We start from the raw sequence: 16,040 nt of genomic DNA on the forward strand, positions 1-16,040 counted from the left end.
CCCTCTTCACATCCCAAAACAACAACGCCGCGCTGAAACCTCAGCGCGGCGTTGTCGTTTGTACTCCTGCGTTCGTTCGCCCGCATTTTTTCCGACGCCGTCTCACGTCTCGCGATGTCGATCGCCCAGGTAGCCAGAGATCTCACGGTCTCGCGCCTACGCCCCGTGAACGGTCGGCATGATCACAGCCGCGTTAAGCCCAGACATTCTGCGATCGTCCAGGCAGGCAGATCATCTGTCGCTCCTTGCTCTCTCCTATCACGCTCTGATGGTGTGCTGCTTCCACGCCGCTCGACGCGTGCCGAGCTGCCGGACCTCGTCCGCGACCAGGGAGCTCCGCGACATCTCCGGCCTTGCGGTGCTATGCTCGATAAAAAGCCGGGCGGCGGAGAGGAATCCGTTACCGCCGCGAATTGCGAGAAGAGGTGGAAGCATGGGAGAGCCCGCAACGACATCGGAGCCGCATCGCCTCGGCGCGATCGCGAGCTTTCACGCCCACGTCTATTATGACCAGGAGACCCGCATCGAAGCCGAGCAGCTGCGCACATGGATCGGCGAGCGATTCGTGGTGACCCTCGGCCGCTGGCACGACGCGCTGGTCGGGCCGCATGAGCGCTCGATGTATCAGGTCGCCTTCGCGGTCGAGGTGTTTCCGGCGCTGGTGCCGTGGCTGATGCTCAATCACGGCCGGCTCAGCGTGCTGGTGCATCCGAACACGACGCAGCCGCTGGCAGACCATACGGCGCACGCGTTGTGGATCGGACCGCAGCTCGGCATTCGCGGCGAGACATTGCCTGACACCGCCGAGGCCGAGCTACCGCTGGCGCCAAATACGACGCCGACCGTGCCCGCCTGACTCGCTGCCGACCGCCATGAGATCCGGCGTGGCGCTCACGGTCGCGGCGGCCAGGCGATCCGCCGGTGACGGAATCCGTTCGAGATCGACGACGCTCGGACTGAGCTCTGCGCTTTGGATCTTGAAACTGCTCGTGCTGAGCCGGCGCGGCGCCAACGCGCGGCTGCCGGGCAGGGCATGACGTGCGCCCTTCGACACGGCGCAGGCGACCAGGCTGGCTACGGCCAGGATTACGACGGACCGTGCGTGGTGACTGCATCCGCGGGTCTGCCGCCTTCCGGACATTCGTGATGTCCGACAGATTTGCCAGACTGCGGTCGGCCCGCGCCGTCAAAGCGCCGGGCCGAACGATTTCAGCTGTGGGCCGTCACCACTTGGTCTTCACGGCAGTGTTGACGTTGGTCACCGCTCCCGCGGTGCTCGATGTCGTTGCCGCGGTGTTGTTGATCAGGGTCAAAAGCTTGTAGTAGTCGACGACCTTGGCGTTGGCGACGTACATCACGTCCTTGCTGCGCATCTGGAAGCCCGAGGCGAGCAGCATCCCCGAGGGATCACGCAAATTGACGTGGTAGATGGTCGGAATGCGTTCGTAGACGAACCGGCTGGTGTCGATACCGAGCTTCTGCAGCAGCGGGCGCTCCTCATAGCGGTACAGGAAGACCTCGGCCGGATCCGATTGCTGATCGTTCAAGCCGCCCGCTTTGCCGATCGCCTGAGCCAGCGTCAGGGTCTCGGTGTCGAATGAGATCTCCGAGTTGAAGCCGAAGACGTTCTGGTTGAGCGCACCGAGCGCGGTGAAGGTCGGCGACTCCCGCGTGATATAGATCACGTCGTTCGGCCGGATGAAGATGTTCTCGCGCGGGTCCTGCACCACGCGGGCGAGCAGCACGCGCACGCGCTTGCCGTCCCGCTGCAGCGTCACATAGCTTTCGATCGCCTCGTGCTTCGGGCCGCCGCCCCGCGCGATCACCGCCAGCAGCCGCTCGCCGACAGAGTTGAGGGCCAGCACGCCCGGCGTGTTGACGTCGCCGAGCACGCTCACCACGGCGGAATGCTGCTGGTTGAGGCTGACCACGACCTGCGGCTCGAGCGCGCGCTTCTGCAGTCGGAAGACGATATCCTGCTCGATCTGGGGAAGAGTCCGGCCGGCGGCTGCGATCTCGCCAGCATAGGGAACGCGGATGTTGCCCTGCTGGTCGACGGCCTGCGCCGGCAGATCGACAAAATTGCCCGGACGGGCGCCGGCAGCCGTCGGAGGCGTGAACAAGCCGCCCGGCGCCGCCTCGAAGATCGACACGTTCAGGACGTCACCGATGCCGGCGACCTGAACCGGCTTGGGCCGCTTGTCGGGAAACACGCCCTGGAACGTCACGAGATTGGGTTGCGACAGGAAGCCGATCGTCTCCGGGCTGACATCGACCAGGGCATAGGGAAGGGCAGTGCTCGAGCGGACGCTGGCCGTGGCGTTGTCGCTGACTGCGTCGCTGGTCGGACCCGTTCCAGGAAGCCAGGAGCACGCCGGGAGGAGCGCCAGCAATGCGACAGCGACGAGGGCACGCGAGCCGCGCCAGACGCTGCAGAGCCCGCTGAGGCCCGCTGCGCTGCGGATCGGAGATCTTGTTCCGCCAGTCGCACCGTGCGACCCGGGCGGATTGATCAAGGCCTTCGGACGCATCCTCAGATACAACAATAAAATACGTTTCCCCACGCCACTCCCTCCGCCAAGGAGGGAGATCGCCCCACTTGGTTCCCAACCTAACCGGCGCCCACACCAGGCGAAAGCGCATCACCATTCAGCCGGGCCGGCTTTTGCCGCGCCGTGCTAATTCGGTCACAGTCGGGCCTCACCGACTTACCGCTCGCAGCTCTCGTCGCCCCTGAGCCTCTGCGTCCGCCAAGCCCACAAGGCGGCAAACGTCCTCCGACCTCGTGAAATCCGTAAAATTCTAGACAGAAAGCCATTGAGCAACGGTTATCCGAGTCGCGCGCGCCGGTCGTTGTCGAAACGGCCCAAAAAACGAGGGGGCGGCGGTTGCGGATCCGCTGGGCACGGCCCGACCGGACCCGTCGGTTGTCCGCGGCCGTCATTCAAGTCTATGCTGCCAGCCTGACCTGGGCCATCTTGTGGGGAGCATGCCGTTGTCGAACGTCATCAGGATCGCAGCTGCTGCGCTCATCGCGGCCCTGGCGGGTCTGTCCGGCCCGGCGTCGGCCCGCGGGCTCTATCCGCTTACCGAGTGCGGCCCTGATCTCAGCCGCCTGTGCCGGCTCCACGGCGCGTTCGAGGCCACTCCGTTTCATTACAATCTTGCGATCTATCCAGGATGCATCCGGCGGGCCGCCGTGGAGACGCCCCACGGGGTGCGGTATCGGCGCGTCATAGTCTGCGGGGCGCCGGAGCGGGCGATGATCTGGTAAGCCGGCGTCTCGCGAGGCCTCGTGGTTCGGGCTCCGCGGCGAGCCCGCTTACGCCTGTTTCTGCTGTGACCCGGATTGCACTGGGGCAGGGGCGCCGCGCGTCCGTGGGGAACCCTTCGAACGAGGGCCTGGGGCGGACTTCAAACATAAACGTCGTAAAATACCGCGGTTGCATAGGCTGTTTTATGCAATCTAAAATTAAATATTTTATTCGTGTGCCCCGGACAACGCCTGCCATGAAAAGGCGCTGAGTGAACAAACTAAAGCTTCATTTGTCGCCGACCAAGGGTGGTTAATAAGTCCTTTCGGGTGTGCGGCGACAGATTGCGCCAAGCCGCTTCCTGCGCCGGACGTATTTAATGTGTTGTCTTGCAGATGGTAAATTAACTTGTCGCGAGTTGTTAATTTAATCCCGGTCACCGGATCCGAACGTTGTCGCGATGGCAGTTCGCGGGCGCTCGAGAAAAATCCCTCAAATCTCGCCAACGAGTGGGGTCCGTCCTTGTGCGACGAGCTTGGTACAGCGTTGAGTGAAGATGAGTTGGACGTCGGCCGCGGCCGCGCCCCGAATTCCGTCCAGAAATCATTGAGCAAGATCCGGAGCGCCAGATTGCGCTTGAAGCAGCCGCCGGCGGATCATTCGACGCCGGCTGCCCTGATGTCGCAAATCGAACTCTACGACGTCCTTCTCGATGAAATCCGTTCGATCACCAGCAGTCTCGACAAGCGTGTCGAGCATTCCGGCGCTCCCAGCCGTCGTCCGATGGCAAACAGGCGTCACCGCGGCACCGCTCATCTGATCGTGCCGCATCGTACGGCGCCCGGCCGCACCAAGCAGCAGCGGTAGGCACGGCGTACATGAAAGCCCTTGTTGCTCTGTCGTCCCGGAAGCCAGCGCTTCCGGCCAGCTGGCGCGGTCACGTTGCCTTTGATCGGGGACGCCTCCACGGCCGTTCGGCGCCCGATCGGGCCCGGCTTCGTCGGTCTCGCTGATCCGGCGCGTTGACGCCGGTGCGACCGGTGGCCTCGCAATTTTTCCTATTGCCGGAAATAGGCCCTGCCGGAAATACGCCGCCGGATCTTCGGTCGGCCCGCCTCCCTGCACGAACCATCACCGCGAACGGAGATCTGCTCCTCGTCGCGCCGGCAGGCGGGTCCCGGATGTGCTCGAACGGGCCCATTCTGCGGTCGAGCCGATGGACGCGGGCCGCATTGTGTCATATTCCCGGTTTCGTGCGTAATTAAACCCGCTCCCGACATTTTGTGCGGATGCAAAATATCCCGATCCGGGTTAGCGGCTTTATCGCCCGAATAGGTTGTGCCTGTCGCCGCCCGTGCTGCCAGGAGTTCTCAGATGGAGAGGGCTGGCAGCCGGAATATGCCTGTTTGCGCCAGTTTAATCGCGTGATTTCGGCGCGTTTCCGCCATAAAATGCGATGATCTGTTGCAGATCGCGTCGATTTGAAGTCTTTTAATGCCAGGGGCGCAGCCGTGGTCATGGCGTGCAAGAGCGGGCAACACAATTTACCGGAATAGGGTTGAAGGTTGATATTTGTTTGAGTTACAACCAAATACATTGGTGGCGTGGGTATAAATCAAATATTCCGGTTTTCCGACAGAGAACCACTTGCGGATCGAAATACCGAATTATATGACATTAATTCGGCAGGATAGAGAACACAGACAAAGGCTGCTGCATGTCCAGCAAGAAGATCGATTTAGACGCGATGTCGTTCGATGACCTCTGGTCTCTGCATGAGCAGATCAGTCAGATTCTGGCTGTGAGGATCACGTCTGAGAAGCGCGAGCTCGAACGTCGTCTGGCGGTTCTCAACCGCAGCCGCGGCGCGATCGAGGGAACGAACAACGAGGGCGCGCAGTCCTACAGCGCAACAGGAAAGGCGCGCCGCAAATATCCGCGTGTGCTGCCGAAATATCGCAACCCGCAGACTTCGGAGACCTGGTCCGGGCGCGGCAAGCAGCCGCGCTGGCTAGTCGCCGCGATTAAAACGGGACGTCGGATCGAGGAATTCGCGATCAACGCCACCGGTGCTCCCAAAGGCCGCCGTCAGCGCGCCTGATCGATTTTGGTCCGGTTCATGCGCCGCTCATGAGCGGCAGCGCCGTGCCTCCAGGACACCCCGCGACGCGTGACCGGATTGCCCTCTCGGACCCCGGAGCGCGGGCTTCGCCGCCAGGTCGCCACAGCGCCGGCGATGGCCTCAGTTGATGATCGCCCGCGGTGCTCAGTGCCCGCATCGGCAGTGAGTTGCCCCGTCCTCAACCGCGCTAATAGGCATTGTTGCCGCGGATCAGCTCGATCGGGGTCCTGAGAAGGATCGCGATATCCAGCGACAGGCTCCAATTGTCGATGTACCAGAGGTCGAATTCGACACGCTCTTCGATCGACGCCCGCGTCGGCGTCGGCCCGCGGCAGCCATGCACCTGCGCCCACCCGGTCAGTCCAGGCTTGACGCGGCGACGGAACGCGTAGTTGCGCACCAGCTTGTCGAACTCGTTGTCATGGGCCAAGGCGTGGGGGCGGGGGCCCACCAGGGACATGCTGCCGTTCAAGACATTGAGCAGCTGCGGCAGCTCATCGATGCTGGTGCGGCGCAGCCATGCGCCGAGGCGCGTGAACCGGCTGTCCCCGATCCTGGCCTGGACGACGGAGGGGCCGTCCTCGAGCACTGACATCGTGCGGAACTTGTAGATCTGGAAGGCGCGCCCGTTGAAGCCGCAGCGCTGCTGGCGGAACAGCACTGGTCCTGCCGAGTCGAGCTTGATGGCGATCGCGACCAGCAGCAGCAGCGGCGACAGCAGCAGCAGCGCTGCTCCCGCCAGCGCAAGGTCCATGAGTCGCTTCGTGGCGTGTTCGAGCGGACTCATCAGCCCGCGATGCAGCTCGACGCATACGGCGCTGCCGAGGTCGTGGCGCGGGCGCCTGAACAGCTCTGCAGCCGCGCCGACGGGGACGAAGCTCACGGGAAACGGTAGAACTCTCAACTCGGCGCCCAGCGTTCGCAGCTCGGACCACGGGTCGGGGCTGGCGCCGACCACGATCTCCTCGATGTCGGAGCCGCGAACATAATCGATCACGCTCGCGACGACGCGCTGCCGCTGCTCCACATCGGAGCATGAGTCAGGAAGCAGGAAGTGCCGCTTGACGCGGAAGCCGGTATCCATGAGCGCCTGGGTCAGGCCCGCATTGTCCTTGCTGGCGTCGTCGGTGATCAGAACGATGTTCCTGCCCGAGAACCGCTTCTCCGCAAGACCTTTCGCCAGCAGATAGTCCGTGATCCGGCGGTTCACGATCAGCGCCGTCAGCCCGAGGGTCGCGAAGACGACGCTGGTGCCGCGCGAAAACTCGCTGCCGATCTTCAGCGCAAACAGCGCGCCGGCCAGCACGAGGAAAGCGGTGATCCAGGTCAGGCAGGTCGCGCGGATCTGGCGCGGCAGGATCAGGAGCTCGGCCGGCCGATACATGCCGCGGATCTTCATCAGCGACACGAACAGGGCTGAGACCAGGATGGCAAGCCCGACCGACTTGCTGACGTCGTTGGCGCTGGACGGGTCCTGCAGGTGATAGAGAAAGCCGGACAGCACGCTGGATGTGGCGATCGTCGCGATGTCGGCCGCGATCGCGAACGGCTCCACCGCGGCGTAGTGGACAGGCCATTTACGGCCCTGGGGTTGCCGATCCGCCAACAGGGCCGCCGGCATGCCGTTTCGATCGAGAGTCTCGGGCTGATCCACGTAATGCATGGGATGTCGGGGTTCGAAACTCGGTTAAATAGCCGCCTGCAGCGTTTATATAGACAAATATTTAATTTAGACAAATAAAATCGGTGTCCGTTTTATTTTTGCCGCGCGGCGGTCTCGAAATACCGCACTGCGACGTCGTCGGCGAGAGGCGCTTCGCGGCGCCGAACGAACGGACGTAAACGCCTTCATTTATGGGCGTCAGAGCAGCAGCGGAGCGGCGCGACCGGCTCGTCGTCAGACCGTCGGTGTGGCGGATTAATGTCGTCGGAGCGGATATTTCAATCTCCGGCACAAAAAATGCTGTTTAAAATAAAATTAAATAAGCCTATTAATTGGGAGGCGAGCCGCGCTTTCGCGACGTGGCCTGCGCACTGCCTGCCGGACGACGGAGAGCTTTTCTCTGCGCCATCCGGGCGGGCCTGCCCCGAACCGGACTCCGCGCCGTCGTCGAGGCCGGCCGTGGGGCTGGAGGTTATTGAATGTTCATTTGCAAGATGATGAATCCGAAGGACGTCGAGCCATGAAGGTCGTGTTGTTCTGTGGAGGACTTGGCACCCGGATCAGGGAATATTCCGAGAGCGTCCCGAAGCCGATGATCCCGATCGGCCATCAGCCGATCCTCTGGCACGTGATGCAGTATTACAGCCAGTATGGGCATCGCGACTTCGTGCTGTGCCTCGGCTACAAGGCCAACGTGGTGAAGGACTATTTCCTGAACTACAATCAGGCTGCGACCACCGACTGCACGATCTCGCAATTCGGCAAGAAGGTCGAGTTGCTGGGCGAGCGCCCGGCCGACTGGCGGGTTTCCCTCGTCGATACCGGGATCTGGCGCAACATCGGCCAGCGCCTGCGGGCCGTCCGGCACATGGTGCAGGACGAAGAGATCTTTCTCGCCAATTACAGCGACGGCCTGACCGATGCGCCGCTGCCGGAGATGATCGACCGCTTCAAGCGCAGCGGAAAGATCGGCTGCTTCATTGCCATCCATCCGCCGATCAGCTTCCACCTCGCCGAGTTCGACGCAAACGGCACGGTGGGGCGCATGGCAGCCAGCAATGATTCCGACATCTGGATCAATGGCGGCTACTTCATCTTCCGCAAGGAGATCTTCGACTACATCGAGGAGGGCGACGAGCTCGTGGTGCAGCCGTTCAAGCGGCTGATCGACCGCGGCGAGCTGATGGCCTACCGCTACGAAGGATTCTGGCGGGCGATGGACACGCTCCGCGACCGCCAGGTGCTCGAGGAGATGATCGAGCGCGGTGATACGCCCTGGCATCTCGGCGCCAATCTGCCTGCGGTGGTGAACGGATGAGGGCCCTCCAGCTCGCCGGTCGGGGTGACCGGCTGTCGGTCCTGTGTCTCGGGGCGCACTCGGACGACATCGAGATCGGCGCGGGAGGCACGCTTCTGACCTTGCTCGACCAGGGCGTCCGCCTGGACGTTCATTGGTGCGTGCTGAGCGGCAATGGCGAGCGCGGCGTCGAGGCGACAGCGTCGGCCAACGACTTTCTCGCCGAAGCCGCCGGCCGCAACCTCGAAATCCTGAACTTCCGGGACGGCTTCTTCCCTGAGCAGGGCGAGGAGATCAAGGCCTGGTTCGAGTCTCTGAAGAGCAGGATCAATCCTGATGTGATCCTCGCCCACCGCCGCGACGACGCGCATCAGGACCATCGCCAGGTCAACCGGCTGGTCTGGAACACGTTTCGCGACCATCTCGTGCTCGAATATGAGATTCCGAAATGGGACGGCGATCTCGGACGGCCCAACGTCTACATGCCGGTCTCCGAATTCGTCATGAAGCGCAAGGTCGCGCTGCTGATGTCGCATTTCGGCAGCCAGCGCTCCAAGCAGTGGTTCGACCCCGAGACGTTCCTAGGCCTGGCCCGGCTGCGCGGCATGGAATGCCGTGCTCCGGAGCGCTATGCCGAGGCATTCGTCGTGCGCAAGCTGTCGCTGGGGTGACCGGCGGATGAAGCCGCTGGCTGTCGCCGCAATCCTCAGGCGCCGCGCGTAGACGATCGCGGCGCTTTGCCGGCAATCGATGCCTGCGGGCGTGCGGCTGCGTTCAAGCCGACGCTTCGACGTGAATCCGGGCTCGGCCGCGTGCGCGGCCCTTCAGCCGGCCTTTCGCATCCGATGTGATCCGGGTGGCGCGCGGCGGTCAGCCGGTCGCGCGCCTGGGAAGCTCGACGGTGTCCTCGGCCACGGGGCGCTCGATCGCGGCGGCCGGCACCTTCTCAAGCCAGACTTCGCGCCACCACGCAAAGATGCCGCGCGGACAGAACAGCCGGTTCTCGCTGTAGCGCGACTGGCAGTACACCCCGTCGAGGATGACCGCGGGCGTCTTCATCCGCCGGATGTAGCCGGTCCGCTCGTCGATGAATTTTTCCACGCGGGTGCGAACGCGGAATACTTTGCCGCAATAGGGCACCATCTCGGCATCGAAGCCCATGCCGCGGTTGTTGGTCTGCTTGTCGATGGTCGCGAGGATCTCCTTGTGCGGCCTGACGCGGACGAGGTCACCCGGCTGCAGCCCGAGATCGGCGATCGGCGCATCCTTGTCGGTCGCGAGATCACCGCGCCGCCGCGGAAATGGCACGCCACCCCACAGCGACTGCACGCGATCGTAGATCCAGCGCGCAGGGCGACCCAATCGCGGTCGGCGCGCCATCGTCGTGCCGACATAGGCGAAGTACAGGAAGCCGCGAAACATCTTGCCCACGGAGACGTTGCCGGACGCGATGTCCTCGGCATATTGCCGCGCGTCCCACCATTTGAGCGGCTGGGTGTAGCTCGGCAGCTCGGTCGCCTGACAGCTGTAGCGCGGCCCCTTTCCAACGGCCTGGTCGGGCGACTTGGTCGCGTCCCACACCGCGCGCGCCGTACAGCCGCCGGACGCCTGACGCGCCGCCGCGTGGTCGCGATCGGCCGTCGCGGCCTGGGCCGGATCGACCGGCGACAGCCAGGCGTCCTTCCAGAAGATCAGGCAGGCGGCCTGGCACCCGCCATAGGCCTCGCCGTCGCAGCGCAGATCGAGATGCACCGCGTTGGGCAGGCGACGTCCCAGCCATTCACCGGTGTTGTATCCGGTCACCGTGTCACAGGTCTTGTGAGCGCGCTTGTGGACCTGGAAGCGCTGGCCGCACCATTTGAACATCTGCGGCATGAACGGCAGCCCTTCGAGGCGTCCGTTCGCGTCGAGCGTGGCGAGGATCTCTTCCTTGCTGCGAACCTCAACCCAGTCGCCGGCGGATAGCGTCATGCTTTGTCTCTCAAATCTTCAACGAATGCGTTCGAATTAAAGCTGCCGAGATTTGCGGTTCCGATTTGTCCGATTCATGGCGAATTATTTAATTTGATCGAATATATTAAATGGGCGGTACTTGGTGGCGCCTCCGGCGATGTTTGGCTCAAAACGCCGGATATTGATGCCCGCCGGGCCGGAATTCCGCCCTTCCGGCTATTTTGAACCGCGGCGATCCGTGGGCGACAGATTTACTGGACGAGGCGTGCTATTATAAATTATAATCCGCCGCAGGTAATTTAAATCGTGTTTTGTTTGGTGACCTAGGGGTGGCGATTTTGAAGGTTCTGATCACCGGAAACATGGGCTATGTCGGTCCCGCGGTTGCAAGGCATCTGCGGGCGCAGCGGCCGGATGCGACGCTGCACGGCTTCGACAATGCCTATTTTGCGCACTGCCTGACCGGGGCGCCGGTTCTTCCCGAGCGGTATCTCGACGAGCAGATCCACGGCGACGTCCGTGACCTGTCGGTGGATCTGCGCGGATATGATGCCGTGGTCCAGCTCGCTGCGATCTCGAACGATCCGATGGGCAACCGCTTCCAGGACGTGACGCTCGACATCAACCAGAACACCACCGTGTCGCTCGCCAAGGCGGCTGCGGCGGCCGGGGTGAAGAACTTCGTCTTCGCGTCCAGCTGCAGCGTCTACGGCATCGCCGACGGGCCGCCGCGCAAGGAGAGCGATCCTCTCAACCCGATCACGGCCTACGCCAAGTCCAAGATCGGATCGGAACAGGAGCTCGCCGCGATCGACACCGGCATGACCATCACCTGCCTGCGCTTCGCGACGGCGTGCGGCATGTCGGACCGGCTCAGGCTCGATCTGGTGCTCAATGATTTCGTGGCCTGCGCGCTCACGCGCCGGCAGATCAGCGTCCTCTCCGACGGCACGCCGTGGCGCCCTCTGATCGACGTCGCCGACATGGCGCGTGCGATCGACTGGGCGGTCGACCGGCCCGCGGCCTCCGGCGGCCGCTTCCTCACCGTCAACGCCGGCTCCGACGATCGCAACTACCAGGTCAGGGATCTCGCCAACGCCGTGGCTGCCAGAGTGCCGGGGACCGCCGTGTCCATCAATACGTCGGCGCCGGTGGACAGCCGCTCCTACAAGGTGGATTTCGGCCTGTACCGGTCACTCGCGCCCGATCACCAGCCGCAGGTGACCCTGCAGCAATCGATCACGAACCTGGTCGAGGGTCTCACGCGAATGAACTTCAAGGATGCAGAGTTTCGTTCGTCGGATCTGATCCGTCTCAAGGTCCTGCAGGACCATATGGACACCGCCAGGATCAACGACAGGCTGCAATGGACTTGACGTCGCTCGGCCCGCTCGACGGGCCTTCGCTTCGCCAGACAGGACAGTGACGGAGAAACCATGGAACTGAGCCTTCCCACCGCCGTAGGTGTCGCCCCCAAATGCCGGCATTGCGGCGATGATCTGACCCTGAAGCTGATCGATCTCGGCGCTTCACCGGTCGCAAACGACTATGTGGATCCGGCCAACTACATGCGGGCCGAGCCGTTCTATCCGCTGGAGACGTTCGTCTGCCGCGAGTGCCGTCTGGCGCAGACGCGCGACCTGCTGGCCGCGTCCGAGATCTTTCGCGCGGATTATGCCTACTTCTCCTCGCACTCGACCTCGTGGCTCGAGCACGCGCGGACCTATGTCGACGCCATGGCGGCGCGCTTCAAGCTCGGCCCGTCGTCGCGCCATGTCGAGATTGCATCGAATGACGGCTACCTGCTGCAATATTCGGTGCAGAAGGGGATCAGCTGCCTCGGCGTCGAGCCTTGTGAGAGCGTCGCGCTGGCCGCGCGCGCCAAGAGCATCGAGACCCGGGTCGAGTTCTTCGGCCGCGACTATGCGACCATTCTCCGCGAGGAGGGCTGGTCGGCCGATCTCGTCACCGCGAACAACGTGCTCGCCCATGTTCCTGACATCAACGATTTCGTCGGCGGCGTCAAAATCCTGCTCGCCCCGCAGGGCGTCGCAACCTTCGAGGTCCAGCACCTGCTGACGCTGATGCAGCGCCACCAGTTCGATACGATCTATCACGAGCACTTCTCGTACCTGTCGTTGATCGCCGGCCTGCGCATCTTCGCCCGGGCGGGTCTGCGGGTGTTTGATGTCGAGCTCCCGGAAACCCATGGCGGCTCGATCAGGTTCTTCGTCTGCCATGACGGCGCGTCGCACGCGGAAAGCCCGAACGTGGCCGATGTTCTGGCGCGCGAACGGGCCTACGGATTGCACGAGGACGCGATCTACTTGGCTTGGAACGAGCAGGTCAAAGAGACCAAGCGGGCGCTGCTCGAGCTCCTGACGGGGCTGAAGCGCGCCAACAAGAAGGTCGTGGCCTACGGCGCGCCGGCCAAGGGCGTCACGCTGCTCAACTATTGCGGCATCCGAACCGATTTCCTCGATTTCACGGTCGATCGCGCCCCGTCCAAGCAGGGCCGCTACATGCCCGGGGTCCGCATTCCGATCCTGCCGCCGGAGGCGATCTTCGAGGCGAAGCCTGATTACGTGCTGATCCTGCCGTGGAACATCAAGAACGAGATCAAGGCGCAGATCGCCGCGATCCGCGATTGGGGCGGTCGTTTCATCGTGCCGGTGCCGAAGGCCACGATCGAGGACTGAGCGACATCCCGAGGGCGCGCCTTGCATGCGCAGGGCGGCCTTCAAAAAATGCCTGGCCGGATTTTGCGCGAAAGAGTGTTGCCATGAGGTTTGTCCAGCTGGGACGGTCGGATGCGCGGCTGATCGAGCTCGGCGTACGCGCCGACGAGCGCGGCAGCTTCACGCGCACGTGGTGCACGACGACATTCGCCGACCAGGGCATCGACTTCCAGCCGGTTCAGGGCAACAGCTCGGTGACGCGGCTGCGCGGCAGCGTGCGCGGTATGCATTTCCAGCGCGCGCCGAAGGCCGATGCCAAGATCGTGCGGTGCTCCGCCGGGCTGATCCACGACGTCATCGTGGACATCCGGCCGAACTCACCGACGCGCGGCGAAGTCTATGGCTGCGAGCTCGGGCCCACGACGGCACGGATGCTCTACATTCCCGCCGGCTTCGCCCATGGTTTCCAGACTCTGAGCGACGACGTGACCGTCGAATATTTGATGGGCATCGACTACGCCGAGGAGCTCTCGGACGGCTTCCGGCATGACGACCCGGCGATCGGAATCAAGTGGCCGGAGCCGGTGACCGTGCTGTCGGCGAAGGATGCAGCCTGGCCATTGCTGGCCGAGCGGAGCCTGTGGTGAGCGAGGTCGCAACCCAGCCGGGCATGCTCCAACCGCGGCCAGATCGGGAGCGGCCGTCGGGGACCACACAGATTGACAATCTGCCGCGGAGGATCAAGTCATGACGAACATTTTCGTTGATGCCTCGATGCCGGATGACGATCGGCGTCGGAAGCTGTTTGAGGGGGCGCTGTTTCTGTATGCCCCGTCGCCATCGCTGAAGGCGCTGGCTGCGTTCGCCCGCGAACTGGTCGAGGAGGCGTTTCATCCCTACGACCCTCGCACCGCGCAGTTCGAGCTTCCGGTCGAGCGCTATGTCGAGATCCTTGCCAGGCTGAAGCCGTTCTTCATTCATCATCCCCGATCGAAGGAGCTGGTGACGGGAGTTCTGCGCGAGCTCGGATGCGATCCCGAGCAGACCTATTTCGACGTGCCGCGGTTGCGTTCGGCGACGAGCAACGACTATCTGACGACCGGCATCGCGTTCGCATTTCATCCGCATCGCGATACCTGGTACTCTGCGCCGCCATGCCAGCTCAACTGGTGGCTTCCGGTCTATGACATCACGCCGGACAATGGTCTGGCCTTCCATCCGCACTATTTCGACGAGGCCATCAAGAACGGCTCCAGGACCTATGACTACTACGAGTGGAACCGGACATCGCGCGCGACGGCAGCACAGCACATCAAGACCGATACGCGCGTGCAGCCGAAGCCCGAGCAGGAGATCGCACTGGATCCGCAGATCCGCATCGTCGCTCCGAGCGGGGGCGTCACGATCTTCTCGGGGGCGCATCTGCACTCATCGGTGCCGAACACGTCGGGCCTCACCCGGTTCAGCATCGATTTCAGAACGGTGCATTTCGCCGACGTGAGCGGGAGGAGTGGCGCCGTCAATGTCGACTCGGAATCCACGGGCACCAACCTGCGCGACTTCATGCGAGTGTCGGATCTGGCGCGGCTGCCGGAGGACGTCGTCGCGCCTTACGATCAGGCGGAGGCTCCCCAGGATCATCTGGTCTATCAGCCGACCATCGTCCCGCAGACGACCGACGACCTCGCGGCGGATCCCGCGCGGGCATCGGCCTGAACGCAGGGGCAGGGCACGCAGGATGCTGGACAGGTTGACGTCACCGAGCGGGGCCCGCGTCCCGGAAATCGATCTCCACGCGCTGGCGACGGAGCTGTTTCCAATCAACCGTAGCCTCACCGGGGACGGAGTCCGCGAGACGCTCGCGGTGGTCGCGCGCCATGTCGGCCTCGACATCCATGAGGTCCCGACAGGGACGCCGGTTCTCGATTGGCACGTGCCGAGCGAGTGGAACATCCGTCGGGCATCGATCGCGACCATGTCGGGTCGGCGTCTGGTCGATTTTGCCGACAACAATCTTCACGTGATGGGCTACAGCAAGCCGGTGCAGGCGGTGCTGAGCCGGGCGGAGCTGGCCAGGCACGTCCATACGCTGCCAGACCAGCCGGATCTGATACCGTACCGGACCGGCTACTATGCGGATGATTGGGGGTTCTGCCTTCCAGATCGGTTGTGGCAGGAGATGACCGACGACAGCTACCGCGTCGACATCGACAGTGAACTGTCCCATGGCGCCCTGACCTACGGTGAGCTGTTCGTTCCAGGGCGGACCAACAAAGAAGTCCTGATCACCTGTCACATCTGCCATCCGAGTCTCGCCAACGACAATCTGTCGGGCATTTCCATCGCGACAGCGCTGGCGATGCGGCAGGCGCGGCAGACGCGCCGGCTCGGCTATCGGTTCCTGTTCCTGCCGGCGACGATCGGAGCGCTGGCCTGGCTCGATCGCAACGAAAGCCGCGTCGATCGGGTGGAGCATGGACTCGTGCTGACCTGTCTCGGCGATTCCAGCGGCTTCCATTACAAGCAGAGCCGCAAGGGGGCGCCGATCGACCGCGCCGTCATGCATGTCCTGAAGCACTCCGGTCACCGCCACGAGAGCCTGCCGTTCAGTCCCTATGGCTATGACGAGCGGCAATTCTGCTCGCCGGGCTTCGACCTGCCGGTGGGCTGTCTGATGCGCGGCGTTCACGGCACATTTCCGGAATACCACACCTCGGCGGACAATCTCGATTTCATCAAGCCTGAATGCCTGGACGAGTCCTACGCGGTGATCGAGCAGGTGCTCGATCTGCTCGATGGTGATCTCCTCTACGAACGTCTGGACGGGCGGGGAGAGCCGCAGCTCGGACGGCGCGGACTCTATCGGGCGATTGCCGGTCAGCGCGAGGCGGGTGGCGCCACGCAGATGGACCTGTTGTGGGTCCTCAATCTGGCGGACGGGAAGCATAGCCTGCTGGACATGGCGATCCGCGCGGACGTGCCGTTTGCGCGGATCGAGGCGGCCGCCGGGCTTGCGTTGGAGGCAGGTCTCATCAGGCCGGGAGCTCCCTCATTGTGATGTCGGTGGCACGAG

Annotated in this window: 14 protein-coding genes; 11 read left to right on the top strand and 3 right to left on the bottom strand. The window is 63.4% G+C overall.

Translation table 11 applies throughout. The features are described 5' to 3' along the window. The first annotated feature begins 433 nt into the window (after positions 1-433). Positions 434-856, top strand: a complete 423-nt coding sequence (locus QQL87_RS24260) for a DOPA 4,5-dioxygenase family protein (protein ID WP_284421267.1) — start codon at positions 434-436, stop codon at positions 854-856. A gap of 367 nt (positions 857-1,223) precedes the next feature. On the opposite strand, the gene QQL87_RS24265 is transcribed toward QQL87_RS24260, so the two are convergent. Beyond that, a complete protein-coding gene (locus QQL87_RS24265; protein ID WP_284421268.1) occupies positions 1,224-2,393 on the bottom strand; it encodes a polysaccharide biosynthesis/export family protein in 1,170 nt (389 codons plus the stop codon). A 596-nt stretch (positions 2,394-2,989) separates the two neighbouring features. Here QQL87_RS24265 and QQL87_RS24270 point away from each other — a divergent pair. The 3 genes from QQL87_RS24270 (at position 2,990) to QQL87_RS24280 (ending at position 5,355) form a co-directional block, all read left to right on the top strand. Further along, entirely contained in the window at positions 2,990-3,274 is a 285-nt protein-coding gene (locus QQL87_RS24270; protein ID WP_284421269.1) for a hypothetical protein, read from the top strand. Positions 3,275-3,776: 502 nt separating this feature from the next. Continuing rightward, a complete protein-coding gene (locus QQL87_RS24275) occupies positions 3,777-4,121 on the top strand; it encodes a hypothetical protein (protein WP_284421270.1) in 345 nt (114 codons plus the stop codon). Positions 4,122-4,971: 850 nt separating this feature from the next. Beyond that, the gene (locus QQL87_RS24280; RefSeq protein WP_284421272.1) at positions 4,972-5,355 is read left to right on the top strand and encodes an H-NS histone family protein; all 384 of its coding nucleotides are present in this window, start codon (positions 4,972-4,974) and stop codon (positions 5,353-5,355) included. Between the two features lie 208 nt (positions 5,356-5,563). Here QQL87_RS24280 and QQL87_RS24285 read toward each other — a convergent pair whose 3' ends face one another. After that, the gene (locus QQL87_RS24285; RefSeq protein WP_284421273.1) at positions 5,564-7,039 is read right to left on the bottom strand and encodes an undecaprenyl-phosphate glucose phosphotransferase; all 1,476 of its coding nucleotides are present in this window, start codon (positions 7,037-7,039) and stop codon (positions 5,564-5,566) included. Between the two features lie 520 nt (positions 7,040-7,559). On the opposite strand from QQL87_RS24285, the gene QQL87_RS24290 reads away from it, so the two are divergent. Both QQL87_RS24290 and QQL87_RS24295 read left to right on the top strand, forming a co-directional pair. Continuing rightward, the gene (locus QQL87_RS24290; RefSeq protein ID WP_284421274.1) at positions 7,560-8,357 is read left to right on the top strand and encodes a glucose-1-phosphate cytidylyltransferase; all 798 of its coding nucleotides are present in this window, start codon (positions 7,560-7,562) and stop codon (positions 8,355-8,357) included. Further along, positions 8,354-9,007, top strand: coding sequence for a PIG-L deacetylase family protein (locus QQL87_RS24295; RefSeq protein ID WP_284421275.1), 654 nt, complete (start codon positions 8,354-8,356; stop codon positions 9,005-9,007). Before QQL87_RS24290 ends, QQL87_RS24295 begins: the two co-directional genes overlap by 4 nt. Positions 9,008-9,206: 199 nt before the next feature. Here QQL87_RS24295 and QQL87_RS24300 read toward each other — a convergent pair whose 3' ends face one another. Next, the gene (locus QQL87_RS24300) at positions 9,207-10,307 is read right to left on the bottom strand and encodes a hypothetical protein (RefSeq protein ID WP_284421276.1); all 1,101 of its coding nucleotides are present in this window, start codon (positions 10,305-10,307) and stop codon (positions 9,207-9,209) included. A gap of 320 nt (positions 10,308-10,627) precedes the next feature. On the opposite strand from QQL87_RS24300, the gene QQL87_RS24305 reads away from it, so the two are divergent. The 5 genes from QQL87_RS24305 to QQL87_RS24325 all read left to right on the top strand — a co-directional run bounded on the left by QQL87_RS24305 (position 10,628) and on the right by QQL87_RS24325 (position 16,025). Next, complete coding sequence (locus QQL87_RS24305) at positions 10,628-11,665, top strand: NAD-dependent epimerase/dehydratase family protein (RefSeq protein WP_284421391.1); 1,038 nt, start codon at positions 10,628-10,630, stop codon at positions 11,663-11,665. A 60-nt stretch (positions 11,666-11,725) separates the two neighbouring features. Beyond that, positions 11,726-12,988, top strand: a complete 1,263-nt coding sequence (locus QQL87_RS24310) for a class I SAM-dependent methyltransferase (RefSeq protein WP_284421277.1) — start codon at positions 11,726-11,728, stop codon at positions 12,986-12,988. Positions 12,989-13,071: 83 nt separating this feature from the next. Further along, complete coding sequence (locus tag QQL87_RS24315) at positions 13,072-13,614, top strand: dTDP-4-dehydrorhamnose 3,5-epimerase family protein (RefSeq protein WP_284421278.1); 543 nt, start codon at positions 13,072-13,074, stop codon at positions 13,612-13,614. 100 nt (positions 13,615-13,714) lie between these two features. Further along, positions 13,715-14,683: a phytanoyl-CoA dioxygenase family protein gene (locus QQL87_RS24320; RefSeq protein ID WP_284421281.1), complete on the top strand. Its 969-nt coding sequence runs from the start codon at positions 13,715-13,717 to the stop codon at positions 14,681-14,683. 22 nt (positions 14,684-14,705) lie between these two features. Next, positions 14,706-16,025 carry a DUF4910 domain-containing protein gene (locus QQL87_RS24325; protein WP_284421282.1) on the top strand — a complete coding sequence of 440 codons (1,320 nt, stop codon included), beginning with the start codon at positions 14,706-14,708 and terminating at the stop codon, positions 16,023-16,025. Positions 16,026-16,040: the final 15 nt, after the last annotated feature.

Origin of the sequence: Bradyrhizobium sp. SSBR45G (genome assembly GCF_030159255.1) — a bacterium.
GTDB lineage: Bacteria > Pseudomonadota > Alphaproteobacteria > Rhizobiales > Xanthobacteraceae > Bradyrhizobium.